The sequence below is a fragment of the Marinobacter sp. LV10R520-4 genome (assembly GCF_002563815.1).
Lineage (GTDB): Bacteria > Pseudomonadota > Gammaproteobacteria > Pseudomonadales > Oleiphilaceae > Marinobacter.
In genome coordinates this window covers 4042259-4067719 of sequence record NZ_PDJM01000001.1, presented here as the reverse complement: position 1 = coordinate 4067719, position 25461 = coordinate 4042259, and the positions used below count along the sequence as shown (strand labels likewise).

The 25461-nt window shown below is 53.7% G+C and carries 26 protein-coding genes and 3 pseudogenes; 16 read left to right on the top strand and 13 right to left on the bottom strand.

Annotated elements, in window-relative coordinates:
* Positions 1–176 precede the first annotated feature (176 nt).
* From ATG98_RS19760 to ATG98_RS19740, 5 genes are all read right to left on the bottom strand, one after another.
* The gene (locus tag ATG98_RS19760; protein WP_098418660.1) at positions 177–1361 is read right to left on the bottom strand and encodes a hypothetical protein; all 1185 of its coding nucleotides are present in this window, start codon (positions 1359–1361) and stop codon (positions 177–179) included.
* Positions 1362–1364: 3 nt separating this feature from the next.
* On the bottom strand, positions 1365–2210 hold the full coding sequence (locus ATG98_RS19755) for a hypothetical protein (RefSeq protein WP_098418659.1): 846 nt from the start codon (positions 2208–2210) through the stop codon (positions 1365–1367).
* Complete coding sequence (locus tag ATG98_RS19750; protein WP_098424158.1) at positions 2210–2764, bottom strand: hypothetical protein; 555 nt, start codon at positions 2762–2764, stop codon at positions 2210–2212. Before ATG98_RS19750 ends, ATG98_RS19755 begins: the two co-directional genes overlap by 1 nt.
* A gap of 61 nt (positions 2765–2825) precedes the next feature.
* Positions 2826–3206 carry a hypothetical protein gene (locus tag ATG98_RS19745; protein ID WP_098424157.1) on the bottom strand — a complete coding sequence of 127 codons (381 nt, stop codon included), beginning with the start codon at positions 3204–3206 and terminating at the stop codon, positions 2826–2828.
* Positions 3193–4173 (bottom strand): ParM/StbA family protein, encoded by a 981-nt coding sequence (locus ATG98_RS19740; protein WP_098424156.1) that lies wholly within the window; start codon positions 4171–4173, stop codon positions 3193–3195. The genes ATG98_RS19745 and ATG98_RS19740 overlap by 14 nt, the downstream gene beginning before the upstream one ends.
* Before the next feature lie 209 nt (positions 4174–4382).
* Here ATG98_RS19740 and tnpA (ATG98_RS19735) point away from each other — a divergent pair, with 209 nt between their 5' ends.
* The 3 genes and pseudogenes from tnpA (ATG98_RS19735) to tnpC form a co-directional block, all read left to right on the top strand.
* Positions 4383–4703: an IS66 family insertion sequence element accessory protein TnpA gene (gene tnpA / locus ATG98_RS19735; RefSeq protein ID WP_098418107.1), complete on the top strand. Its 321-nt coding sequence runs from the start codon at positions 4383–4385 to the stop codon at positions 4701–4703.
* Complete coding sequence (tnpB, locus tag ATG98_RS19730; protein ID WP_098424155.1) at positions 4703–5071, top strand: IS66 family insertion sequence element accessory protein TnpB; 369 nt, start codon at positions 4703–4705, stop codon at positions 5069–5071. Before tnpA (ATG98_RS19735) ends, tnpB (ATG98_RS19730) begins: the two co-directional genes overlap by 1 nt.
* A gap of 39 nt (positions 5072–5110) precedes the next feature.
* Positions 5111–6547: pseudogene (gene tnpC, locus ATG98_RS19725) on the top strand (IS66 family transposase); the annotation flags it as partial.
* 88 nt (positions 6548–6635) lie between these two features.
* On the opposite strand, the gene ATG98_RS19720 reads toward tnpC, so the two are convergent.
* The 3 genes from ATG98_RS19720 to ATG98_RS19710 are packed head-to-tail and all read right to left on the bottom strand — an operon-like array spanning position 6636 to position 9483.
* Positions 6636–7646: a tyrosine-type recombinase/integrase gene (locus ATG98_RS19720; protein ID WP_098424154.1), complete on the bottom strand. Its 1011-nt coding sequence runs from the start codon at positions 7644–7646 to the stop codon at positions 6636–6638.
* A complete protein-coding gene (locus ATG98_RS19715) occupies positions 7643–8590 on the bottom strand; it encodes a tyrosine-type recombinase/integrase (RefSeq protein ID WP_098424153.1) in 948 nt (315 codons plus the stop codon). Before ATG98_RS19715 ends, ATG98_RS19720 begins: the two co-directional genes overlap by 4 nt.
* Entirely contained in the window at positions 8587–9483 is an 897-nt protein-coding gene (locus tag ATG98_RS19710; RefSeq protein WP_228706219.1) for a site-specific integrase, read from the bottom strand. Before ATG98_RS19710 ends, ATG98_RS19715 begins: the two co-directional genes overlap by 4 nt.
* A gap of 533 nt (positions 9484–10016) precedes the next feature.
* Here ATG98_RS19710 and ATG98_RS19705 point away from each other — a divergent pair.
* The 7 genes and pseudogenes from ATG98_RS19705 to ATG98_RS19675 form a co-directional block, all read left to right on the top strand.
* Positions 10017–10241, top strand: a pseudogene (locus ATG98_RS19705) (IS66 family transposase); the annotation flags it as partial.
* A gap of 727 nt (positions 10242–10968) precedes the next feature.
* Positions 10969–11457 (top strand): conjugative transfer protein MobI(A/C), encoded by a 489-nt coding sequence (mobI, locus tag ATG98_RS19700; protein WP_143751135.1) that lies wholly within the window; start codon positions 10969–10971, stop codon positions 11455–11457.
* Between the two features lie 86 nt (positions 11458–11543).
* Positions 11544–12533, top strand: coding sequence for a PH domain-containing protein (locus tag ATG98_RS19695; protein WP_098424150.1), 990 nt, complete (start codon positions 11544–11546; stop codon positions 12531–12533).
* A gap of 13 nt (positions 12534–12546) precedes the next feature.
* Positions 12547–13890 (top strand): UvrD-helicase domain-containing protein, encoded by a 1344-nt coding sequence (locus ATG98_RS19690; RefSeq protein ID WP_098418653.1) that lies wholly within the window; start codon positions 12547–12549, stop codon positions 13888–13890.
* Between the two features lie 79 nt (positions 13891–13969).
* Positions 13970–14290: an IS66 family insertion sequence element accessory protein TnpA gene (gene tnpA, locus ATG98_RS19685; protein WP_098418107.1), complete on the top strand. Its 321-nt coding sequence runs from the start codon at positions 13970–13972 to the stop codon at positions 14288–14290.
* Positions 14290–14658, top strand: coding sequence for an IS66 family insertion sequence element accessory protein TnpB (gene tnpB, locus ATG98_RS19680; protein ID WP_098424149.1), 369 nt, complete (start codon positions 14290–14292; stop codon positions 14656–14658). Before tnpA (ATG98_RS19685) ends, tnpB (ATG98_RS19680) begins: the two co-directional genes overlap by 1 nt.
* Positions 14659–14703: 45 nt before the next feature.
* Positions 14704–15024: pseudogene (locus ATG98_RS19675) on the top strand (IS66 family transposase); the annotation flags it as partial.
* Between the two features lie 108 nt (positions 15025–15132).
* Here ATG98_RS19675 and ATG98_RS19670 read toward each other — a convergent pair.
* The 3 genes from ATG98_RS19670 to ATG98_RS21955 are packed head-to-tail and all read right to left on the bottom strand — an operon-like array spanning position 15133 to position 16431.
* On the bottom strand, positions 15133–15318 hold the full coding sequence (locus tag ATG98_RS19670) for a hypothetical protein (RefSeq protein WP_007348139.1): 186 nt from the start codon (positions 15316–15318) through the stop codon (positions 15133–15135).
* Complete coding sequence (istB, locus tag ATG98_RS19665) at positions 15315–16073, bottom strand: IS21-like element helper ATPase IstB (protein ID WP_098424148.1); 759 nt, start codon at positions 16071–16073, stop codon at positions 15315–15317. The genes ATG98_RS19670 and istB (ATG98_RS19665) overlap by 4 nt, the downstream gene beginning before the upstream one ends.
* Positions 16066–16431, bottom strand: a complete 366-nt coding sequence (locus ATG98_RS21955; protein ID WP_179888229.1) for a hypothetical protein — start codon at positions 16429–16431, stop codon at positions 16066–16068. Before ATG98_RS21955 ends, istB (ATG98_RS19665) begins: the two co-directional genes overlap by 8 nt.
* On the opposite strand from ATG98_RS21955, the gene istA (ATG98_RS19655) reads away from it, so the two are divergent.
* Together istA (ATG98_RS19655) and istB (ATG98_RS19650) are read left to right on the top strand one after the other, a co-directional pair.
* A complete protein-coding gene (gene istA, locus ATG98_RS19655) occupies positions 16422–17963 on the top strand; it encodes an IS21 family transposase (protein ID WP_098424147.1) in 1542 nt (513 codons plus the stop codon). The genes ATG98_RS21955 and istA (ATG98_RS19655) overlap by 10 nt on opposite strands.
* An 11-nt stretch (positions 17964–17974) precedes the next feature.
* Entirely contained in the window at positions 17975–18730 is a 756-nt protein-coding gene (istB, locus tag ATG98_RS19650) for an IS21-like element helper ATPase IstB (RefSeq protein WP_098419152.1), read from the top strand.
* Positions 18731–18819: 89 nt separating this feature from the next.
* On the opposite strand, the gene istA (ATG98_RS19645) is transcribed toward istB (ATG98_RS19650), so the two are convergent.
* Together istA (ATG98_RS19645) and ATG98_RS19635 are read right to left on the bottom strand one after the other, a co-directional pair.
* Positions 18820–20175, bottom strand: a complete 1356-nt coding sequence (istA, locus tag ATG98_RS19645) for an IS21 family transposase (protein WP_228706218.1) — start codon at positions 20173–20175, stop codon at positions 18820–18822.
* Positions 20176–21083: 908 nt separating this feature from the next.
* Positions 21084–21716, bottom strand: a complete 633-nt coding sequence (locus tag ATG98_RS19635; RefSeq protein WP_098418644.1) for a Crp/Fnr family transcriptional regulator — start codon at positions 21714–21716, stop codon at positions 21084–21086.
* A gap of 171 nt (positions 21717–21887) precedes the next feature.
* Here ATG98_RS19635 and ATG98_RS19630 point away from each other — a divergent pair, with 171 nt between their 5' ends.
* The 4 genes from ATG98_RS19630 (at position 21888) to ATG98_RS19615 (ending at position 24851) form a co-directional block, all read left to right on the top strand.
* Entirely contained in the window at positions 21888–22340 is a 453-nt protein-coding gene (locus tag ATG98_RS19630) for an aspartate carbamoyltransferase (RefSeq protein ID WP_228706217.1), read from the top strand.
* A gap of 401 nt (positions 22341–22741) precedes the next feature.
* Complete coding sequence (locus ATG98_RS19625; RefSeq protein ID WP_098418642.1) at positions 22742–23338, top strand: recombinase family protein; 597 nt, start codon at positions 22742–22744, stop codon at positions 23336–23338.
* Positions 23339–23458: 120 nt separating this feature from the next.
* Entirely contained in the window at positions 23459–24043 is a 585-nt protein-coding gene (locus tag ATG98_RS19620; RefSeq protein ID WP_098418641.1) for a hypothetical protein, read from the top strand.
* Between the two features lie 52 nt (positions 24044–24095).
* The gene (locus tag ATG98_RS19615; protein WP_098424146.1) at positions 24096–24851 is read left to right on the top strand and encodes a hypothetical protein; all 756 of its coding nucleotides are present in this window, start codon (positions 24096–24098) and stop codon (positions 24849–24851) included.
* Positions 24852–25461 lie beyond the last annotated feature (610 nt).

Sequence of the window (25461 nt, the reverse complement as noted above, 5' to 3'; positions counted from 1 at the left end):
CTGCCCGCCCGATGGATCAATGGGTGCCACCTCTTCACAGTTTGGTTTGTTTGCGGGCGCTAACTGAGTTACTCGATGATCTGAAACTTTTATATCCACTGATGCCTCCAACAAATTTAGTGTTAGCTAGAGATTCTCATGGGGCATCGAAACTGCAAGTGCGGGCTAACCAGCCGTTAGTATCGGCGGTGATTGCGGGAGCGAGCACTCTGGATTGCTTCTATTATCAGCTCAGACTCACTCATGTCATGAAATGTTTTCTCTTTGAAAATGTCACAGTCTTTCTCGCAAGCCGAGCCGAATAGATTGAGCTCCGCATTCAACCCTTCATTCATCATCTCAATCACTTCTGACTCGTTTCTCGCGTCAAAAGGGATTTTGATGGTGAACCTCTCGCCACAATAGACAGCAGACTCATATCTCACTACTGATCCGCAAGAAAGGGCTGACTTGTAGCGATCTACCACTGCGGTGCCGCCTGCAACATTGCCCTTCATCATAGATATCTCTCCACGCCGCGCCTGGCCTACCTGATGGTTGTTCGTGGCGGTATCCAACGTCATCGGCTGAGCTGAGATGAGTAACGCGTTCTTATAAAGAATAAACTGAGAAGTCAGTCCGCCAACTGATAGGCGCACGGGCAGGGGATGGGCCAAATCATACTGCAAGGTTCTATCCACCCGACCGCTCTTTTCAAGATCCACCCGGGCAACATTGCGATGAACCTTTAGAGGCCCCTCATCCAACACCTGGCTGCCTTGCGGTGCCAGTACACTCACTAGGTGATAATAGGTGTTCCACCAGGATTGATTGACTGTCACATCGACATAGATGTTGCCGCTTATAGAGCCAGTATCAACAGCGCGAGCGTCGTAGGATCTCAGAACAAAGGCATACCCTGCGTTTAACTGATTTCGCGGGCCAACAAGAAATTCATCAAGCACTCGACGGTAATTGCCAACGGTTCTCTGCGCCATGTCCAAGGAATGCGTTTCGTCGATTCGCTGTTCCCACGTCTTGATTTCTTTCGGGGCGATGCGCGACAAATTCTGATCTGTGAGATTCACCGATAGGCGAACATGCACACCGTCGAAAGTCTCATACTCTTCCAGCACCTCGAAGTCATCAATGCGTCCAGCGGTAACCGATGTAGACATCGAGTTAAACGAGTCGCCGGTCTTTGTTGAAACAGAAAAGACATGACTACCAAGGGCCTCAACCAGGGCGTCGCCCAGGGCCAGCTCGATGGCTGCGTCACGATTGGCCGCAGTCGCCCCGACAGTAACCTGCGTGCTCGCAGTTGCCGCCTGAGCAGTCATCGCAGCTAAAGCAAAGGTAAGGGTTCGAAATATAGTGCTCATACATTACTCCAGATTTTTCCAGCCAAGCACATAGCTCTCTGCTACGGCGGTGTTTCCTTCCCACCAGATTCGCTCAGCAATAACTTCCGATCGCACGGTGCCTGAAGATGTTGTGTAGCTCCAATTAGAGCGGCTACCAGATTGGACGGTTGCTGACTTTGCATTCAGACCGTGAATCTGTTCTGTTGCTGACACCTTGGCATCGTGCCGGGCACGTTCCCGAGCTGTGCGCTCAACCGAGATGGCGGACATGCCTGACTGTCGATCTGACGATGATTTCCCAACGACAAACGCATAAACGGTGCCGTCCACATCTCCCTGGCGGGACTCCTTCGCAAGTTTGTACGCTTCCAACTTCCGCATAATTGCCTGCTCGTGACTCCGCTTAACTTCCTCTCTGGCATCCTTCAGAACGTCGATTGGAACGCTCATCCGGACATAAACAGTAATGGATCCTTCGTCCCTATAAACCACATACTCCGACTGCGTGCTGTGGAGTAGGGCAGATGAGGTGGAACCCGTGTAACGCTCACTAGAAACCGATCGCTGAGAGATCCCGTCGGAATCAGACTTCCCTGACTCCCGTATCCGTTGGCTGGTCACGACTGTTCCGCCCACCGCCCGGATGTACTGAGCCTGGGCGTCACTTCTTGCCCGACGCTTTGCCTCCGGCTCAATGGATGCCTGGCCAATACCAACAAAGACCTGATGGGACGCCGCGGCGTCAACAAACTGGGTTTTTGTCGTCCAGGCTGGCAGCCCACTGCGATCCTGAGCTACCGGGCCTGACGCACAACCAGTTACCGCAAGAACGATTGTGGCGATCGCCAGCGAGCGCAGGGCGAACATCACTCCACCTCCAGAGCGCTCACGATTTCGTTTTCCTGAACGTCAAAGGTGCTCTCAGGGACGGACGCACGAACAAAGGCCTGGAAGAATGTTTTGCCCTTTGCCTTATCTCCCCACTGCTCGAAGCGCCAGTCGACCGGCTTCATCTTGCTTAAGGCGTGAACTGAAACCTGGGTTGTGACACGCTCCAGCTTCTGCATGGGATCTAGGATGTTGCTCTGAAGACTTCCGCCTTTCTCCATTCGCGTGACAACATCCTCAACCTCGGTGGTTGCGTAATTGGCAACCTGCCGGCGAGCATCATCCATGGCCGCATCACGCGCACCTTTCTGAGTGCTGTGTCGGTTACTCATTCCAACGAATCGAACAACCTCCTCGCTGGCATCTTCCTGAATCTCACCTGTCAGCGTCCACATGGGGCGCTCTTCTTCAGAGTCGGAAGTCCAGATCAACGTATCCGCCACCTGGGGCGGCTTGTAAGTAGAAGAACAACCGGCACCGAGTGCGCCAACGGCCAGGGTGATTGCAATCAATGTCATTTTGTTGAGTTTCATATTGCACCTTTTTTTCTGTTTATCTCACTACCAGTATCCACGCAACTTTCTATCTGCAACCCTAGAAACTAGATTTTTTTAGCCCACTCACAACGGAGGCTATAAGGTCTTTTTGTGGATCTTCCTCGGGTTCTGGCTCCGGCTTGGATGGTAAAGCAGCAACAGATTTAGCATTGTCATCATTAACAGCGCTGGCTGACTCAGAAGTTGGGCTCTCCCCCTTAATCTGGTTGCCGGCTGGTTTCCGCTTGGTGCGTTGACCGCTGGAGCCGTCGGGATCGGGCCTAACATCGCCTGCAACGGCGATGCCAGAAAGAGCCATAAGGGCGAGAGATCGAATCCGCTCAGCCCTGCCATCGTTATTTTTGAGCGCCTCATGCAGCTCTGGATGTCGGGAAGGGTTCACCTTCACAACAACTCTTATGGTTTCATCCGCGGCCATACTCGAAGAACCCCTTAGCGTTAGTGATCACCGGGTCATAAGCCGTTACGACCTGGCTGCCTTCCATAATCGTTGATGCAGATTGCTTGTATAGGTCTGCACCGCCGCCGGCAAGAAGGGTGAAATCCGCGCCCTGCACCTTAGAACGGCGAAGGTTTTGGCGGACTTTCCGCATGACAGTTTCAGCAACATTGGTCGCTGCAAGAGTGAGGTAAGGGGCCAAGTTCACCATCTTCCCGAAGACAGGAACCTGCATATCCCCACGCGCAGCATCCTCTATTGAGGCCAGATCGAATGGGCGACCATGATCCAAAGTGACCAGTTTTCCGGCCTCTTCCAGTAAGACGCTCATCGCTTCTTGGCTGGAATTGGATGAGGCTTTGTCGAAATTACCCTTATCAATCGCGCACCAATCGACCGAGAAAAAACCGGGGTCAATGACCAGAACTCGTGACGCACTAACAATAGCCGGGTTCTCGCAGGTCATTAGATAGTCGATGTACGCGCCAACCGGCTGCGGAATAACGAAGACTTTATGAACGACAACAAAGCGCCCAGGGGAGATCTCGTGACGGCCCTGAAGAAGCTTTTCAACACGCTCTTTATAGGCTTTGTCAGCACACTGCTCAACAGGCAGCCCGGTCACCAGGGTGTCGATTTTTTCGCGTTTTGTGGCCATCAGGCTGGCATGGAAAAGCGCCTTATAGTCGATGGAGAAGGGGTACTCTTTCGACAGCACTCGCTCCCACCCGTCGATCGAAGATTGCTCAATACCGGCCACATACTCCTCGCCGTTAACGCTCACTTTGAACCCGCCATGATCACCACCCGAAGTGATAGATGTCGAGATGCAATCCGTTGGCGCAGCGCCAGAAGGGTACACAGCCATGGCGGGTTTTTTGGCATTACTGTCACCCCAAACAAGCTTCAGATTCGAGTAGCCAATATCCATTCCCAGTATAAACATTCAATTCTCCAAGAGGTTCGGGTGTACCTGTAGGTTCACCATCGGTTCACAAGTCATAGCTCACTCTGCGTGTTCGGTTGGCAGATGTAAGGAGGCGGGTGTCATTTGTGTACCCACAGGTTCACTGTAAGCGCCAATAAATCAGCACCTACATTTCGGCTCGCCGATTGCACACACTGACTTCCTCACCCATTCCATGAGGAATCAGCATGACCCCAACCGAACGAGCACACGTCTGGCAGCAGCATATTACTGACTGGGAAGTCTCCGGCGTGTCCGGCAGCGCTTACTGCAAGCAGCAGTCATTGGTTTATCATCAATTCGTTTACTGGCGCCGGAAGCTGGCCCCGACTGAAGACTCTCTGGAGCAGGCGCAAACGGTCACCGGGTTCGCTCGGGTCGTTTCTGTTCCTGGCGCTACCATCGGCGGAGCCGATGGCCTGACCGTGACACTGCCCGGTGGTGTCTCCATCACCGGGCTGCACACCGGCAACATCGAGTTGCTCGGCGCTGTTCTGAGACAGCTGTGATGCGCCACCGATATTTACGCCCGTCCTTGTCGTTGCCAGAGATTTATCTGTACCGAGCGCCCGTTGATTTCCGTAAGCAGGCCCAGGGCCTGGCAGTATTGGTTGAACAGGAGCTGGGCCACAATCCGTTTACCGGTGCGCTCTACGCCTTCACCAACAAGCATCGGAACAAGATCAAATGCCTGATGTGGGAAGACAACGGTTTTGTGCTCTATTACAAGGCGCTGGCCGAGGAGAAATTCAAATGGCCCAAGGCCTCGGATGAGCTGATGTCACTGACGGGCGAGCAAATCAACTGGTTGCTGGACGGCTACGACATTGCCTTGTTAAAAGGGCACAAAATTCTGCATTATGAGGCTGTTAATTAGCCCTTTTTTCGTGCTTTAGAGCGTTGTTTTTGCTATACTTTGTTCATGAGATTAAAGCCTGAATCACCTTCAAAAACACCCGATATCAGCGGCCTTTCGGCCGCCGAATTGCTGTCGGTTGTCGAAGGTCTTCAGCAGGAACTGGCGGCCAAGAGCGCTGAAATCCAACAGCGCGATCACGCTCTTGCGCAAGGCGCCCAAGCGGTCAAACAACGCGATCACACCATTCAGATTCTCGAAGAACTGCTGCGTTGGAAACGGATTCAGCAGTTCGGCGCCAGCAGTGAAAAGTCCGCACACCAGATTCATCTGTTTGACGAAGCCGAGCTGGAAGTTGAGATTGATGCCCTGCGCGATCAACTGCCCGACGATGTCAAAGAGGAAGGTGCACCGCCGGCCTCCCGTAAACGTCGGCAGCGTGGCTTCTCGGAGACACTGCTGCGCGAGCGCATCGAACTGACCCTCAGCGACGAAGAAAAGGTCGGCGCCAGCAAGACCTTTTTTACCAAGGTCAAAGAAGAGCTTCAGTTCATTCCCGCGCAGTTGAAAGTTCTGGAATACTGGCAGGAAAAAGCCGTGTTCGAACAAGACGGCGAAGAGCGCATCATGGCAGCTGCCCGCCCGGTTCATCCGCTGGGCAAGTGCACGGCCACCACCTCGTTGCTGGCGTACATCATTACCTCGAAATACGCCGATGGCCTGCCTCTGTATCGTCTGGAACACATGCTCAAACGCCTGGGGCATGAGATCAGCCGCACCAGCATGGCACACTGGGTTATCCGTCTGGATGACGTGTTCAAACCGCTGATCAACCTGATGCGCGAAGTGCAGAACAGCGGTGATTATTTGCAAGCCGACGAATCCCGAATGGTCGTTTTAAAAGAAAACGGTAAAACGGCGCAGTCTGATAAATGGATGTGGCTCACCCGCGGTGGCCCGCCAGGGCAACCGTCGGTTCTGTTTGAATACGACCCCTCACGGGCGGGCAAAGTGCCGGTGCGTCTGCTTGACGACTTTAAGGGCATCCTGCAAGCCGATGGCTACTCAGGTTACGGCAAGGTGTGTCGGAATAACGGCATCACCCGGATCGGCTGTTGGGATCACGCCCGACGTAAGTTCGTGGAGGCCACCAAAGCGGCCAAGCCTCAAGGTAAAGGCAAACCCACGAACGTGTCCAAAGCCGATGTGGCTCTGAGCCACATCAACAAGCTTTACGCTATCGAACGCAAGATCAAAGCGTTGAGTGTGGCCGAGCGTTACCGCATTCGTCAGGAACTGAGTGTACCCAGACTGAAAACACTGAAGACCTGGCTGGAGGCCAACGCTGGCAAAGTCGCAAAGGGCACCCTGACACGCACCGCGATGGATTATACGTTGAACCAGTGGCCCACCTTGGTGGGTTACTGCGAACGGGGCGACCTACAGATCAGCAACGTGCTGGCCGAAAACGCCATCCGTCCATTTGCAGTTGGCCGAAATTATCCTCACCCTATAATTATGCAAGGTTCGTCGGAACACAAGCGGTGTTTTCAGGGGCGGAGCGCGAGCGGAGGCTTGCATAGTTTTAGAGACTTTCCAGGAACTGGAGGAGTGCGTCCGTCGGGCGGTAGCGCTTGTGCTGGGTCGCAGGTGGGGTGATGGCGGCAAGGGCCCGCTCCTTCATGCCCATGTCCGCTTCGACATAGCCGTGAGTGGTGACGGGGCTTTCGTGACCGAGCCACAACGCGATCACGGTCAGATCGACGCCCGCCTGCAACAGGTGCATGGCCGTCGTATGGCGCCAGGTATGCGGCGAGATCCTGCGGCCTGCTAACTGTGGACACATCTTTGTCGCGGTGCTGACGGCCAGGTTCAGTCGTTCGGCCACATTGGTGCGCGTCATTGGCAATCCGCTGCGGTTTGGAATGAGGGGTTGCTCGACATGCAAGTCGGCGTATTTCAGCCACTGCCGAATTTCCTTCGCCGTTTCCTTCCATAGAGGCACGGTTCGTTGTTTTCGGCCCTTGCCATGCAGGCGTACCGAGGCAGTTGCCGCCAACGTGATATCGGCCACCCGGATGCCGATCAGTTCGGAAACCCGAGCGCCGGTGTTGTAAAGCACCGTGAGCATGGCGGTGTCGCGGCGCCCGCACCAGGTCGTTATACCCGGGGCTGCAAGCAGCGCGCGAACCTCGTCGCGAGACAGAAACTCAAGCATGGGTCGTTCGAAGCGTTTCATCGGTATCGCGAGAATCTGTTGTGCAAGATGCAGAGCTGGCGGCGCTTGTGAGGCGACGTAGTGGGCAAAGGCACGAACCGCCGCCAATCTTGCATTGCGCGTGCGTACCGTGTTGTGTCGTTCGGTCTCGAGATGCGTGAGGAAATCCAGCACCAGGGTTGCGTCGATATCGCACAGTGCCAGCATGGCAGGTGGCTTGCCCGTTGCGCGTCCCGCATAGTTCAGCAAGAGCTTGAAGGTATCGCGATAGGCAGCGACTGTTCGCGGGCTGACGTTCTGTTGCTGGATCAAGCGCTCGGCGAAGAAGCGCTGGAGCAACGCGCCGAATTCGGTGGGAGCGGTGAGCAAGGGGTTCATGACGTCTCTCCTTGCGTATAGAGGTGAAAGCGTTCGGCGGCGATCGCCATCAGTTCGGGAATGCCGGTGACATACCAGTAGGTGTCGCTCACCTTGGCGTGCCCGACGTAGGTTGATAGCGCCAGAATGGCACGATCAATATCTACGCCCTCTTCGTAGAGGCGCAGCATGCTTCTCACGATGAAGGTGTGCCGGATGTCATGCAGGCGGTGACGCTGATAGTCACCGCGCGTTTGCCAGTCCAGTTGCTGACACAGCCTCTGTAAGGCATACAGCATACTGGGCTGATTTACGCCGCTGCCATCATCACGCAGGAAGAACTTGTCACAACATGGCCGTGGCACGAGCCTATCTCGCTGTCGTGCATAGGCGCGCAACGAGTCGGTAACGCTCGGATGCAGCGGTACAAGACGCTGCTGATGGAACTTGGCTTCGCGGATATGCAAAACGCCACTGTCCATGTCGACGTCAGCCGCGGTCAGGGTCAGTGCTTCGGCGATGCGTAGCCCGGTCGCGGCGAGCAAGCCAAAAACACAGCGGCAAGTTGCTGGACGCAATCCCTCGGTGGGCGCCAAGCCATGCGTGGCTTCAAGCAGTGTGCACAGTTCGGCTTCTGTGTAGATGTGTGGGACGAGACGCCGGTGGGCCGAACCAAAGAGACTTCGCGGTGGAACCTCCGTCGCCGGATCCTCGCGCTGGCAAAAGCGGGCGAAACCGCGAAGAATCCCGATGCGGCGCGCCCAGGTAAACGACGCCTTAAGCTGCGAAGTCTGTGCCCATGCGACAGCGAGCGGCACCGTCAGATGCCCTTCAGGAGAGACCTCATCCGCGAAACGGGCAAATGACTGAAGCTGCGTTGCGTCGATGGTTAGCTCGAATCCGTTACGACGACGATACGCCAGGTACGCTTCGACCCGCGCCATCCAAGACAACCGGGCGCTCATGACGGGCTCCCGGGCCACGGCAGTGCCATCGCGCGCAATTGCTCCACGTCAACGCGGGCGTAGCTGTAGGCAGTGTCAAGACTCTTGTGACGCAATACGTCGGCGATCTCTTTGACTGAGACCCCAGCGCGCTGTAGCTGCGTTGCCATCGTTCGCCGCAGCACGTGTGTGTTGCAGAACTGATCGCGCAAACCGCAACGAACAAAGGCGCGGTTCATTGAATTGCGAATGGCCGGAACGCTCAGTGGCGTGTCTAGCGGTGCCCGGTGCCGGACGAATAGTCTGCGGCTCGTCGTCTGCGGGCGTCCCTGTCGCAGATACTGCGCTACCGCCTCTCCCGTGGACGCAGGCAGGGGAAGCTGTTGAATGCGTTTACTTTTGGTACCGCTGATGGTCAGTATTGCCCTGCGCCAGTCGATCGACTCCAGCGTGAGGTAGGTTACTTCGTGACCGCGTAAACCCAGATCAAGCAAGCAGCGCGCGATGGCATAGTCACGCAGGCCAACGGGGTCCGTGCGATCGAAGGCATCCAGAAAGGCCGTTAGTTCGGCGTCCGACAATACCTTGGGCAACGTGGCCCGGCGCCAGTCTGCGATTCGTGGAAGCGCTGCCGCTAGCCCGTCGGTCTCGTCACCGCGCACGGCACGGTAACGAAAGTAGCTACGCAGACTGTTGCACACGATACGCAGCGATGCCGGCCGTAGGCGCGACGCCAGCGTCGAAAAGTAAGCATCTATGTCGGTCGCCGACAGCGACAAGACGCTCACGGTATCAGTAACGCCTACGTCGTAGAGGAACGCCCCAACGTGTTGAGCTCGTCTGTCACGGGTGGCTGATGATAGCCCGCAAGTATCCGTTAAGTACTCGGCGAACCGAGTGAGCTCGATCGTCACTGGATCCTTCGCCATCGTTGGCGATGGCTGTGAACGCATCAGTATTTTGAGCAGATGCCGAAGCGCCGCTCCGGAGCAGCCTACAGAATCGTAGCAGGGTACGGGACAGGTGCACGCCGGGAGGTGTTCGCGCAAGAACCGTTTAATAAGGGATGAATCGACGTGCGTCAACTCGAGCTCTTCAGCTTTAAGCCAGAAACCAAAATGGGCAAGGCAGCCCAAATAGATTCTGATAGTGCGATCAGCGTAGCGCTGGCCTCGCAGCGCCTTAATGTAGGATGAAACGACGCTCTCGAGCGGACTATCAATCAGCCAGTTGTAGCGAACAAGGTTTGTGAGGGTTTTATCGGCGGGCATGGTGTGTGCTCCTGCGGTTAGGGACGAGCCCACAGGAAACACTGTTTTTATGCAAAGCTCGATAGCTACAACACAGCTAAAAGCTTCGTCGCCACTGGCCTTCGCCGGAATAGCCCAACAAACCTTGCATAATTATAGGGTGAGGATAATTTCGGTTATGCAAAGCTTTGCATAACCGAAAAGCATGGCTTTTTGCAGATACCTCCCAGGGCGCCCGTGCCAGTGCCACGTGTTATTCCCTAGTCGAAACCGCTAAAGCGAACAAACTGGAACCGTCGGTTTATATCCAGCATGTTCTGGAGCGCATTGCCGACGCTGACACGTTGGAGAAGCTGGAAGCACTGCTGCCATGGAACGTCAAACTAGAGCGAGTCTCAAAAAAAGTGCCGCAGTTCGACTGAGGGCAAGTGGGTCGGTTTAAGGGCGCTTACGGTTCACTGGCGGTACACGAAGCTCTGACCCAGAAAGCTCTTCAGCTGCACCTATGTACCCACAGGTTCACTGACGGTACACAGGTGAGCTTACCGACGCGCCCCGTTTCGGCCCGTGTGTACCCGTGGGTTCACTAGCGGTACACATGCCAGGCTAGATGACCCTTCGGAGTCCGCCTACGGTGTACCCACAGGTTCACAAAGAGAACCCGCCCACAAGTAGATTAACCTCGCTCTCTCAACTGCAAGCGCAAAACGACGGCCAAAAAACAAGGGCGTTATGTAAGTGGCGATTGGTAAGGCCGGTAGACTTATACGTAGGCATTAAAAGCACCCATGCCGCATCAAGATGAGGGAGAGACGAACAATTCCCACATCAAACATCAAGTAAGTAGATGTTTGATGTGGGAAAAGCAAAAGATTCCCTCATCAAGATGCGGGAACAGGTCAGGAGAAGGCTCTGAAATAGAAGGTTGGTGGCGCTACTTGGACGGTTGCCTTATCTGAATAGGGAGTTGTCCGTAATTCCCGCATCAAACATCTCACGGCAGATGTTTGATGCGGGAAAACTAAGCACCCCCCGCATCTGATGCGGGTCATAGGTTTGGCTCCCGCATCTAACATCGCCGTTTTTGGCTTAAAAGATGTTTGATGAGGGAATTGCTCAGTGTTCCCGGAACGGCAGAAAGGTTGGGAAATGACAAAATTCGATTCGATGATTATTGAGTGTGAAGAGCGTATCAAGGAATTAGCAGGTGATGCTCAGGAAGTTGCTAATGAACATTGGCGGTTTCACTACAGGGAAAACGCAGGGCGACCTCCGCGGGAGAAGGGGCGCCTGAACGTATGGGTAAGGGCTCGGAAAGGCGGCCTAGAGATTTCGTGGACACATTTCCGGTTTGTGAAGCATGCGGGAGCCGTGTCTTCTCGGCCCAAATCGATTCACATCACAAAAGGGCGAGGCAACAAGTACCGCGCTCACAGCCTGACCGTTCGCGCAAAAGATTGGGAGATCGACCAGGTGCTGGAGACGGAAGAGAAGCTGGCCGAGATTCGCGCCGAATACGCGAGCGTTCGGAAGATCATCACCTATGCGAAAGAGGTCAATAAGAAGGCGGCCAAACGTCTTGGTCAACCGCGGAAAGAATCTGGCAACCAAGAAGTGCTTGGAGGGGAAGTGGCATGAGCAGTCAAAGTCGAGCAGGTAAAACCATAAGGCAGGCTTAAGCGGCATTCTGGAAAGAGTGGATCATTCTGGCGGTCGGGCTGGTGATGATTTTCATGCCTGGGATGATCATTGGCTGGCTTGAAGCGGAGGTGGGCCCTGAAGTGCTGGAGGGGATTCCGGTCAAGCTCATATTGCAGTGCTCGGGGATACTGGCTGCCCTGTACTCATGCGTCTACAAAATCGGCTACGACTTGCTGGCTAACCGATACACGCTGACCGATGAAGAGGTGACCGAGGTTTACGGCCTAATCAAGAAGGACACCCGGGTAACCAAGCTGATCCATATTCGTCGCGTCAGCGTCGAGATCGGAATCATGGGTCGGATCTTCGGGTACGGGGATGATCTGTACTACACCGCTGGTTCTGGCGGCGTCGATGTTCTACTCAAGGACATTCCAAACCCTGAAGCCTTGGCGAAAGAAGCGGATAACCTGGTGAAGAAAAAGCAGGGCGGCGACAGGGAAGCGAAAGCGCAGTCGGAAGTTCAGGCCAGTCAATTGTTGGGTGCTGGGTCGTCGGCTGACCACCAGATACTGGCTGCCTTCAGTGAGTCCGTGACGGAGAGTGTCGCGGTCCAGAAGGAGATGCTTGCGGCGATTCAAGGGCTTCGCAGTGAGACTCGGCGGAACGCCTCTTTGCTGAGTGCGGCGCTAAAGAGTGGTGCAGTTGGTGCGAGCGAATCTGACCCGGACCCGGATGATTATGCAGAGTCATTCGTAGCGTCGCGCTCCGCCGATATGCCGGAGGAGCCAGAAGATGTTTCGGATAGCGATTACGGGGAGTTACCTGAGTCGGGCGAAGAAGATCATCACTCTGCCAGCCCGAAGATGTTTGATGCGCCTGAGGATAGCCAGGCCGAGCCGGAAGCGATTTCTTCGGATTCGGATCTGAGCGCTACCCCCGAATTTGATCTGGAGTCGGAACCCGACCGCGAAGAGTTTCAGTCCGGAGAGTTCAGCTCTGAAGAGTCCGAGACACCAGATGAGTCAAAGCCGGATGAGTTTTTCGGCCTGATAGCCCCCGGCAAGAAGTGAGTAGGAGCGCAAGATGGGCTTGAGTAAACAACAAGACAGGGCTCGGACGGGTGGCGATTACGTTCGTGTGATCGCCGGGCCTGGCTCTGGGAAGACAACGCTGCTGGTGGCTCGGACAGGGTTCCTACTTGAACAGAGGGGTTCGGTTGTAGGGCTGGTGACGTTTGCGAACCCGGCGGCTCAGGAAATGCGAGAGCGGCTGGGAGGGAATGTAGATATGAGTCGCGTCCGGGTGTCGACGTTCGACGCCTATGCGCGACAGCAATTCCTCCCTTTTCTGAATGGCCGTCGGCCGCCGAAGTTTTTTGAGCGCCAGATACTGATCAGTCGTTCGATTGCCAGCACAGGTTCTGACTTCGACGAGGAAACGGCGGGGTCAGTAATAGACGAACTGAATAACCGGTTACACCCGGAGGAGGGTGCTGCGGAATGCGTAGAGCTGTTTGATACTTACCAGTCGCTGATGGCTGAAGACGGCTTGATAGATTTTGCGGAAGTGGCGCGGCAGGTTGTGCTGAAGCTTCAGTCGGGTGAGATCGAGCCGTTGCCGGTGACGCACTTATTGGTTGATGAGTTTCAGGACACGGCGCCGGTTCAGCTGGCGTGGCTCAAGGCTCACTGGGATCGCGGGATCAAAGTGACGGTAGTGGGTGATGACGATCAATCGATCTACGGGTTTCGCAGCGCAATGGGGAATGAGGGTATGCAGGAGTTCGCGTCGCAGACGAGCGCAGAGGATTTCTTTCTCGATGAGTGCTACCGGTGTGCGCCCGAGATTGTGGATGTTGCCGGCAAGGTGATCGGTCACAACCTGGCGCGAATTCGTAAGGACATTCGATCGATGTCGGCGCCTGGAGGGATTGTTAAGCACGGTCGTTACGATGAGCCCGAGAATGAGTTTGAGGCTCTGGACATCTGGATCAAGGAAATACGGGCAGAGCGTCAGGGTCAGACGATAGGGATTCTGGCCCGGACGAACCGGCTCCTGGATAACATCGAGGCCATGCTCCGGGTCGGCGGCTACAAGTACCGTCGTATTGGCGGTAAGTCGATCTGGGACACTCAGGGCGCTGGTCTACTTCTGGGCCTGGCGGAGCTGGCCACGTTCCGGACGTACCTGGAAGCACCGAATGCGGCGAACGCTTTGTCTTGGGCGCAGGTTCCTCAGGGTCTGGTAAACCGGTATCGGGGGCACATTGTTGATCAGGGATTGTACGCGGGTCTGCCCGGGCACCTAACTGAGGATGGTAGGGTCACGGGCTTTCACGAGCAGCTCGCATTTTGGTCGGGGATGATCATCGACGGGATGGAAGGCCCGGCGCTGAAGTGCATTGCGGCGTGGATTACGGATCAGTAAGCGCCAATAAATCAGCACCTACATTTCGGCTCGCCGATTGCACACACTGACTTCCTCACCCATTCCATGAGGAATCAGCATGACCCCAACCGAACGAGCACACGTCTGGCAGCAGCATATTACTGACTGGGAAGTCTCCGGCGTGTCCGGCAGCGCTTACTGCAAGCAGCAGTCATTGGTTTATCATCAATTCGTTTACTGGCGCCGGAAGCTGGCCCCGACTGAAGACTCTCTGGAGCAGGCGCAAACGGTCACCGGGTTCGCTCGGGTCGTTTCTGTTCCTGGCGCTACCATCGGCGGAGCCGATGGCCTGACCGTGACACTGCCCGGTGGTGTCTCCATCACCGGGCTGCACACCGGCAACATCGAGTTGCTCGGCGCTGTTCTGAGACAGCTGTGATGCGCCACCGATATTTACGCCCGTCCTTGTCGTTGCCAGAGATTTATCTGTACCGAGCGCCCGTTGATTTCCGTAAGCAGGCCCAGGGCCTGGCAGTCTTGGTTGAACAGGAACTGGGCCACAATCCGTTTACCGGAGCGCTTTACGCCTTCACCAACCGGCATCGAAACAAGATCAAGTGCCTGATGTGGGAAGACAACGGTTTTGTGCTCTATTATAAGGCGTTGGCGGAGGAGAAGTTCAAGTGGCCTAAGGCCTCGGATGAGCTGATGCCACTGACGGGCGAGCAGATCAACTGGTTGCTGGACGGCTACGGCATTGCCTTGTTAAAAGGGCACAAAATTCTGCATTATGAGTCTGTTAATTAGCCCTTTTTTCGTGCTTTAGAGCGTTGTTTTTGCTATACTTTGTTCATGAGATTAAAGCCTGAATCACCTTCAAAAACACCCGATATCAGCGGCCTTTCGGCCGCCGAATTGCTGTCGGTTGTCGAAGGTCTTCAGCAGGAACTGGCGGCCAAGAGCGCTGAAATCCAACAGCGCGATCACGCTCTTGCGCAAGGCGCCCAAGCGGTCAAACAACGCGATCACACCATTCAGATTCTCGAAGAACTGCTGCGTTGGAAACGGATTCAGCAGTTCGGCGCCAGCAGTGAAAAGTCCGCACACCAGATTCATCTGTTTGACGAAGCCGAGCTGGAAGTTGAGATTGATGCCCTGCGCGATCAACTGCCCGTGTTAGCGCCGGTGAAGATCCGCTGTTATTTGCCGCAGTTTAAAAATGGCGATAAAACGACGTTTATTGCCATTTTTCAATAGCCGTTGAGTTGGATGCCTTAGTCCTTAGAAGTCCATGCCGGCATTAGACTGCTCGCTTTTTTCCTTTTGTTCGTTGGCAATATGTCTGTACATTCCGGTAATATCTTTGCCGTAACTTTCCCAGATAGCGGTTTGTAACGTGTCGAGCGCTTCGTGAACACATGCCGCTTCTTCTGTTGTCCAATGGGTGGTAATTTTCAGCACTTTCATTTTGTCTTTCCTCTTTTAACTTTTCCCCGTGCTAATGCCTGCTCTTGTGCTTCTTTCATGCGATAAGAGTCTCCTTCAATCGCAATCACTTCGCTGTGATGCACCAAGCGGTCGACTAGCGATACCACGCAGGCTGCATTCGGGAACACGTCATTCCATTCGCTAAACGGCCGATTCGTTGTGATGAGGGTCGCGTTTTTCTCATAACGGCGGTTGATGATTTCAAACAGTAAGTCGGCATGGCGATTGCTGTAGGACAGGTAGCCCACTTCATCGATGATGAGTAACGTCGTCTTGCTGTAATGAGCTAATCGTCGTCGAAGTGCGTTATCACCATCTTGCGCCGCTAAATCGTTAAGCATGTTGGCGGCAGAAGTGAATAGAACGGTGTGTCCTTGCATAACCGCCTGATAGCCTACGTTCTGCGCGATGGTCGATTTGCCCACACCGTTACTGCCAATGAGGATGATGTTGCTTGGGTCCTGAATGAAGTCGAGCTGCATGACACGGTGCACTGCTTGTTGGTCTATTTTTGCTGGCCATTGCCAGTCGAATTCGGTTAATGATTTAAACCGACCGAGTTTGGCACTGCTTAATCTGCGCTCAAGTGAGCGCTGTTTACGCTCGCTTATTTCCCACGCTAATAGTTCTGCCAGCCAGGGTGTTTGCTCGGGCGTTAATTCATTCCAGTGGCTGAGCAAGCCATGCAGTTTAAGGGCAGATGCCTGGGCTTTAAGGGTCTCATGTTCATTCATCGTCATCATCTCCTTGCATTTCTACCGTGCTCAGCGCGTCATAATGAGTCAGGTTGGCGGGTTTGACGCAGTATTGCTTCACTTTATTGGGCACGCTCACCGCAATGGGTGGCGGTTGTTGACGCCTTTCTCTGCGGTATTCTAGGATCTGTGCGACGCCTTCTGCGTATTCCAGACCAAGGTTGCCACTGATTCCAGACGAAGCCTGCCACCCATTCCACGCGAAAGCTGCCACTGATTCCACGGCAAAGCTGCCACCCCGGCAGGTTGCCTGACTTACCCCATCGAAACCGCCCGACGCGGGATAACTTAACGGTACTCTGAGTCTTTTCATCCGGAGAAGATCAGATGCCAGCAAAGAGGTTATCCATGCGTAAGATCAAAGAAGTCCTTCGCCTCAAATGGGAGCGAGGGCTAAGTAATCGACAGATTGCGGCGGCCTGCGGCGTCAGCCGCCCCACGGTAAGCGAGTATCTTCGGCGTTTGGCCGAAGCCGGTCTGAACTGGCCATTGCCGGAGGATCTGGGTGAGGCTCACTTGGAGCAGCTGTTGTTCCCGCCCCCTCCAGACCTGCCGGCCGAGGTCCGGGGCCTACCGGACTGGCATCAGATCCACGAGGAACTGAAGGGTAAATACGTCACTCTGTTCCTGCTCTGGCAGGAGTACCGGCAGGCAAACCCAGAGGGGTATCAGTACAGCTGGTTCTGCGAACACTACCGGGCCTGGCAGGGCAAGCTGGACTTGGTGATGCGTCAGGATCATCGAGCGGGTGAGAAGCTGTTCGTGGACTACGCCGGCCAGACCGTGCCCGTCATTGACCGCACCACCGGAGAGATCCACGGGGCGCAGATCTTTGTGGCGGTTATGGGCGCTTCCAATTACACCTACGCCGAAGCCACCTGGAGCCAGAAGCTGCCGGACTGGATTGGCTCCCACATCCGGGTCTTCGAATTCCTCATGGGAGTGCCTGAACTGGTAATCCCCGATAACCTAAAATCCGGTGTGACCAAAGCTCACCGCTACGAACCAGACCTCAACCCAACCTACCAGGACATGGCCGCCCATTACGGCGTGGCCGTAGTCCCTACGAGGGTCCGAAAGCCACGTGATAAAGCCAAGGTGGAAGGCGGTGTGCTGATCGTCGAACGCTGGATCCTGGCGGCGCTGCGCCACCGTCAGCACTTCTCGCTCGGGCAGCTCAATGCAACCCTCCGTGAGCTGCTGGAGAAACTCAACAACCGCCCCTTCCGGAAGTTACCCGGCTGCCGGCGTGACCACTTCGAACAACTGGACAAGCCCGCTCTACAGCCGCTACCGGCAGAGCCGTATGTCTACGCAGAGTGGAAGAAGGCTCGGGTGAACATCGACTACCACATAGCCGTTGACGGGCATTACTACTCGGTACCCTACACCCTGATCAAGAAGGAGGTGGAGGTCCGAATCACCCACAACATCATCGAGTGTTTTTACCGGGGCAACCGGATCGCCAGCCACCGTCGCTCTGACCAGAAGGGGCGGCATACCACCATCGCCGCCCATATGCCCGAATCCCATCGGCAGGCGGGTGAGTGGTCGCCGGAACGGCTGATTGCCTGGGCGGCCAAGACCGGACCCGCCACAGAAAAACTTATCCGTACCGCCCTGGGTGCCCGCAAACACCCGCAACAGGCTTACCGCTCCTGCCTAGGCATTCTCCGGCTGGGCAAGAGCTACGGCGAGGCACGACTGGAAGCCGCCTGCCGGCGGGCCCTGATGCTGGGTAGTTGCCGTTACAAAAGCATTGAATCCATCCTCAAGCATCGCCTAGACCAGCAGCCCCTGGAAGAACAGCAAGAGCTGGCCTTACCCGATACCCACGACAACATCCGCGGCCCGGCCTACTACCACTGAGGAAACCTGACATGCTGAAACATCCGACTCTGGACAAACTCCATGCCCTCAAATTGACCGGCATGGCCGCCGCACTGGCTGATCAGTCGGCCACGCCTGACATCACGGAACTGAGCTTCGAGGAACGCCTTGGACTGCTGGTCGATCGGGAGATGACCGAACGAGATAACCGACGCCTGACCAGCCGGCTGCGCCGGGCTGGACTGCGACACACCGCCGTTCTCGAAGACCTGGATTACCGGAACTCACGGGGGCTGGATAAAGGACTGATCCAATCCCTGGCAAGCTGCCAATGGGTGAAGGAACACCTGAATGTGCTCATCACCGGCCCCACCGGCGTTGGCAAAACCTGGCTGGCCTGTGCCTTGGCGCACAAAGCCTGCCGGGAAGGCTACACCGCACAGTACGTTCGCCTGACCCGGCTGCTACGAGAACTGACCATCGCCAAAGGAGACGGCCAATACCCCAAACTGCTAGCAAATCTCGCCAAAGTCGATGTACTGATCCTGGACGATTGGGGGCTCATGAAACTGAGCGCAGAGAACCGGAGGGACTTACTGGAAGTGCTGGAAGACCGTTACGGCCGTCGTTCCACCATCGCCACCAGCCAACTCCCTATCGAGGAATGGCATGACGTCATCGGTGACGCCACTCTGGCGGATGCCATTCTGGATCGGCTGGTTCACAACGCCTACAAGATCAATCTCAGGGGTGAATCCATGCGAAAACGACAAGCAAAGTTGACGGGCACCACGGCTTCGGAGTAACAATGAAACCCCCGCGTCGCTACGCTCCGATGGGTGGCAGCCTTGCGCCGGTCCGGGTGGCAGGCTTCAGGTGGAATGGGTGGCAACCTTCAGCGGTTTACGCAGCCTTCTACATAAGGTGCGTTTTTCTCGATGGCTTCGCCCATGGCCTGATGCAATTCAGTGGCGCCATAATCATCCAGTAATTGGTTTAAGCGATTCACGGCGCCTTTCAGCGCATGGCCTCGGTCAATGATGTGCTGCAGTAACGGCTGTGCATGGGAGGATATTTGGCACAGCCTATCTTGTGCGCGATGTTGTTTGGCGTTCGTTTTCATCAGCCATAAAGCGTTCACGTGCGCTTCGTTTTCTATTTGTTCGCCTTTGCTAAAACTGCGTAAATGAGTCGCGATAACATTCGTGCCACTAATAATACGCACCTCTTTTAGGCAGGCGTTCACGGTTAAGGATGTTTGGACGTGCTGATGAGGCACCGAGTAATCATTGCTATCAAACCGGACGTAAGGTGTTTTTTGTGCGCGCACCACCACATGCTCACGCGTATCGAAGGGGTTGTCTGGCAGTGCCAATAAGCCAGGTTGCTCTTGCAAGAAGGCCTCTCCTACGCTGAGTTGAGGGTCTTCAGGGCAGCGCCTCTCTGCGCTTGTGCCTTTACACCACTCATCCGCTTGCGCATTTAAATCTTCAAGCGATGAGTAATGACGACCGGCAAAAAAGTTATCGCGGATATAGCGAATGGCTCTTTCCACTCGCCCCTTCTCATTGCCTCTGGCCGGCGCAGCGGCCCGAGGCTCGAAGTGATAGTGGCTGGATAAATCGAGCAGCGCAGGGTGGAATCGAATAGCGCTGCCATTGCGCTCAAGCACCGCCGTTTTCATGTTGTCAAAAAGGCAGACCTTGGGCACGCCGTTAAATGCCTCGAACGCCGCCACTTGCCCGCGTAAAAAACTGGCTGTTTGCTGATTGACATAAAACTGTAAAAATATCTGCCTTGACCAACTCAACACCATCACATACGCCATTAATGCGCGCTTTGCCTGGCCGATTTGTATGTGCCCGAAGTGCCCCCAATCGACCTGTGCTTGCTCCCCGGGTAAGCTCTTTAAGCGTAAATACGCTTCGGGCTGCTTACGGGGCCTAAGCTCGCTAATACGGTGGCGAAACTGACTGGGCCCGCCAGGATAACCGCGCTGCTTCGCCATTTCATACAAGCGCACGGCGGTGAGTGTGGGGTAAGTCTCCAAGGTTTGAATGATGAAGGGCAAATAGGGCGTCAGAATAGACGTGCGTTCAGTGCGTTCTACTTTAGGCAAGCCCGCTTGGGACAGCACTCTGTCAACCACGCTATGGTGAATACCTAATTGCGTGGCAATGGTGCCGGTGCGCCATTTCTCCACAAAGTGATAGCGCAATATCTTTGCTTCCATGTCTTTATTTATGGTCATTAATCCTGCCTTATTCACTAAGCGTCGGATCTAAATGCTGCCGTAAGATGGTTTAACACCTCAGTCCTTCTTTAAAGATCGTCCCGCGTAAAAAATCATGTCGTAAAAAGGGACTACAGACCTCACCACAATGATGGCAGACCATAAAGGTGCTGTTTTTTAGCGGCGGGATCACCCTTTTACGACTTTTTCGTTGCGCATTGAGTACATCATTACGGGTGATTATCTGGGAAGACTGATGCGTTACTTTGTGCTTTTTTTGTTGACGAAATCGCTGTTGACGCTCGGCATTTTTGAAGCACCCAACGCGACTTTCTTGATACTTTTTTGAGGCACGAGCAAGGGATACTCGACGGGCTTTTTCAGAACACCCATCCGTGCAATAACGATGACCGCGATCACAACGAGAACAAATAATGACTTGTGCATGGCAAAGGAGGCAGTGATATAGGCGACTTGAAGTTTGCATCGACAGCTAAAGGTCGATGAGGGCTGGATTTGATCCCAAAGTGTGTAACAATCATTGGGTCGTGCGCCTGCACGATTTTGAGGGGTATGGCGTCAGTTAGGACTGTCAAATCATTCTTGGCGTCATACCTTTCTCACCGACAACATCTTTATAGCCCGAGTAAAACGATATTGCTTGGCTTATCTATTTCCAATCTCGTGAATGACCCGCCTGAATTGTGCAATGTTTTATGGATTTTCGATCTGAGGAAAAATCTGACTGTGTGGATATTCGGCAAATAGCAGCGCTTTTAGACCGGTGTTTACAATAGGCGACACCGCGCCTCAAAATATGACTAGCGTTTTATGGGCGCCAACACTAGCATCGCTATGAAGTCCGGCGCGGGTGAGTTCAGCGCGGTGGAGTTTGGCAAAGGAATGCTTGTCCGCAGAGCGAGGGTTCAAACCCTTGTAGACAGACGATTCCCCGCGACCTCAAGAACGCCGTCATCTTGCATACGCTTCAAAGTTCGGTAGAGGGCTTCGTGGGTAAGGCCGAGTTCTGCAGCCCACGACTTGCGGGACTGATTCAAGGTGACGACGCCAACAGACCCCTCGGACTCGATGTAGTGATTGACGCGGTCGGCTGCGCTGTTAAGGGCCATCCTTTCGCATTGGGCTCTCAGCTTGCGCACCTCCTTGGCTAACTGCGTTTGCCAGGCCCGGCAAAAAGCAAAGTCATCTTCCAAGGCCTGCCGAAAAACCGAAGCGGTGAACATGAGCATCGTGGTGGATTCGGCTGCGATGGCGTCGCAGTGGTAGGAACGGCTGTCGAGGCTCGCTTCCGCGATGAAGCCGCCGCGCGAGCGTTGCAGGATGACTTCCCCGCCGCGACGGTCGATTCGAATCAGGCGGACTTCGCCTGAGATCACCAAATAGATCTGACGAACCGGATCACCAATGCGAAAAAGCGTTTCGCGAGCGATGGCGTCCACCCTCTTGGCGACTTCCCGTAGGGCCTCGGGTATGAGCCCTGCTGTCGGTTGGGTTGCAATGAGGCTCGGCCAATTTAAGCTTTCGCTGACTTTTTTCATGTGATTTGGATCCTATGCGCAGGAGAGTATCTAACCGTAGGATCAGCCCAACATCAACATTGGAGAAATATCGTGCTCAAAACTGCCATCGCAACAATCGTTATCTCGGCTCTCGCAGGAAGCCTTCATGCCCAAAATATGGATCACTCGACAATGGACCATGGCGCTCACATGAAGATGATGGCCGATTCGCAGCGCCAAGCCGAAGTAGCCGGTCGAGGCAAGGACGTGATGCCGTTCAGCCTTGCGGCAACGACCCACATCTTCACCAAAAACGTTAGGGGCGGCATTCAGCAAGTCGTGGTTAAGAAGCCCACGGACGCAGGCCAAGTCAAGATGACCAGGCAACACCTGCAAGAGATTCGGGATCAATTCATAAAGGGTGACTTCTCCGGACCGTCCCATATCCACGGGCAAGACATGCCAGGCCTGGCCGATCTCAAAGCATCTAAGCCAGGGCAGATCGCAATCGACTACAAAGAGGTAAAAGGCGGGGCCCAATTGACTTATACGACATCGGATGTGAGCCTCGTGGCAGCATTGCACAAGTGGTTCGACGCTCAACTCTCCGATCATGGCAAGGACGCCATGGAGGGCCATGCGCTCCATGATGGCATGAAGTAGCAGTGAGCCGCAGTGACGTGATCAAATGTAGCTGGTTGATGCTTCAGGCTTGCCTAGAGTAGCCCCAAAGATACTTTCGCTGAGCAGTTGGCGAGTTTGAAAGGTGCCGTATGACACTGCGCTCCACGGCTACCACTGCGCGAAAAGCCGCGCGGGCACCTCAACTCCACGTTAAATGACCGCTTTGGCAATCAGCGTAATTCCGCTTTCGGTGGCGGATTCAACCGGTCGATGCAACAAGTTGACCGACCGCTATCTGCCAGAATCCGACCGCCACGGCGTTCAACATACGGTCGTTTTTTGGACGTTCCCAGCGCTGTTTCAAAAAGACCAATTTTTCGTTGTTTGTTTAATGCTCAACAATCACGTACAACAATCTATGAACAGAAAAGGTACCTTTTATGATCGTAGGTTATGCACGTGTCAGCACTCAGGACCAGAACGCTGAGCTCCAAGTGGATGCTTTGGAGAAATCCGGGTGCGAACAAATCTTCCAGGAAAAAATAACGGGCAAGTTGCGTGAGCGACCTGAACTGTCGCAATGTCTTCGTACGCTTCAGACGGGAGATACCCTGGTCGTTTGGAAACTGGACAGGCTTGCTCGATCCCTCAAGGACTTGGTTGAGATAGTCCAGGATCTCAATGATCGCCAGGTCAGTTTCAAATCTCTGACAGAAGCTATCGACACAATCAGCTCCGGTGGCCGGCTCGTGTTTCATATTTTCGGTGCATTGGCCGAGTTCGAGCACAGCCTGATTCGTGAACGAACGATAGCGGGACTTCAGGCAGCCAGAGCAAGAGGTCGAAAAGGGGGGCGCAAGCCATCCATGTCAAACTCTGACATCAGAAAAGCAGCAGCCATGTTGTCCAATCCAGATATTACGAAAAAAGAGGTGGCTGAACATTTTCAAGTTTCCAGAACTACATTCAATGCATCTTTCCAGAGGTACACCCAGATCAACACACCACCCTTTGGTATTAGCAATAAAGATAGCTAGATTTTTAAGATATAGTCGCCGAATGTGCACACAAATATAGATGTAATCATAAGAGTTTCATTTTAGATCAAAATCTGGTCAAATTTTTTAAAACTCAGTTTTTTACGGTTTGGACTAATCATGAATCAGCAAGATGCACATATTTTTGACTTTGAAGAGGCGGCTCTTGCTTACGCAATAACGGCCGAAAAGATGATAGAAGGTGATGGAAAGCTATTAGAAGCAGAGCCAGCGGTTGTCCCAATATTTGTCACTATGCTCTATCAATCGTTAGAAATATCATTAAAACATGTAGGAATTGAGTCTAACCTATTTAATCGTAATGAAACTTTTAAAGGACAAACCAAAAAAGGCCACGGGGTGGAGGAGTTAGCGAGATTAGCTTATGAGCGGTTAGGGTCATCGTCATATGATCCTATAATTGCAGCCATGACTTATAATAATTGCGGTAATAATAGCGCGCTAGTCATCCGAGAAATGATATATGGTGACCGAATGTCTAAAACTCGTAAAGTCTACGCTTCGCGCAGATTAGGCTATGGAGAAATTGGTAATTCTGATTTCGCTTTAATTAATCCACTCGAAGAGTGGGTTTGTGCTGTTAAGGAAACTGCAGAAAATATACAAAAAGCAATTGATATAATTTCTCAATGGCACAAATCATCGTCAACAAATTCAGAGAATTTTTTGATTCGTTTTGACTAGCGGTGGTTAATCTAAAGCATAATAGATTTTAAGCAGCCGGAGAAAACCTAAAGTGAAAACTAAATTTATTTTCGTATTTATCTTATCGATAGTTATTTTCTCTCTTATTCCCTCTTTCTTGTCTGCTGCTGATATTCGGATGGCTTCGCCCAATAAGGGTATTGATACCTCCAAATTACTTGTAATTTCAGGAGATATTGAAAAAGGTGATACTGAGACTTTAACCAACCTCATTTTTAACCTCTCCGAAGATCAGCTCCCCATTTCCACTCTTCTGCTTGGTCCATCAAATGGTGGGAACCTTGAGGAGGCAATGAGTATAGGCTTCTTAGCCCGCACATTAAAATGGAAGGTTATCGTTCTTAATAAATGCTACAGCGCATGCTCAATGATTGCGCTTTCAAGCGTTTATCGCGTTTTCGCAGGCGAAATTGGGCTTCATCGTCCTTATTATAATCCGGAGTTTTATGAGGAGACGGATCCATTCTACGTTGAGCAATGGCATCGCCGAATGGATAAAGAAGTCCGAGATTTTTTGGAAGACGCTTATGTTTCTGAATCGATCATTGAAAAAATGATGGGTGTTAGTTCCCGTGAGATGTGGACGATATCAGCAACTGATGCTGACAGAGTTCTGTCCAACTTTCCGTCTTACTTTGAAGAATTGATCTTTGCTCGATGTACAGGAAAAGCAGTAACCATACCGGAATTTGGGATGAATGCAGACTGCTTGAATCGTGAGCTGAGCCAGATGCAGCGCCAGTCTTTAATTACTTTCTTGGAAGCGATTTCTCAGGGAGAGTTTTGACGGATTCTAGGCGACGCCTCAAACTCTATCGACACCGATCGGTCAGGAACCCGTTGCGCACAACAGGTCTTATGGTAAACCGACTGTCGCATCCGGACGATCACGCCCCGACAATTTTCCGATTTTGCGCTACCCTTTACCGCTCAAATCCCAGATTTGCAGGAGCAAAAACCCCATCATGCGACTCGACCAGCTACGCCTGTTGTTTGAGGCCGGCAACCTCATGGTCGCGGACATCGTGCCTGCGCCCCTGGAGTCTGGAGCTGCCAGTTTCGCCGGCGCAACGGGGCAAGGGTGACCCTGGACCTGAACCGCAAGCGCCACGGCACCGACCAGGTGCGGATCTTCAACAGCCTCGATGCCGCCTTTGCGACGTGCCAGGCGTGTGCTCGTTCGGTTGTGGTCATGCTGATTTCTCATGGGATGGGTGAGGAAGTCAGTGTGTGCAATCGGCGAGCAGGAATGTAGGTGCTGATTTATTGGCGCTTACTGTTCAACGGTTGGCGCAGCCGATGGAGTTAAACTGAGCACAAATATTTATTTTCTAGGCATGATGTTTTCTACTGAGCAACATGTGAGCGGTTCGGTTAGGGTGCTAAACAAGGAATCA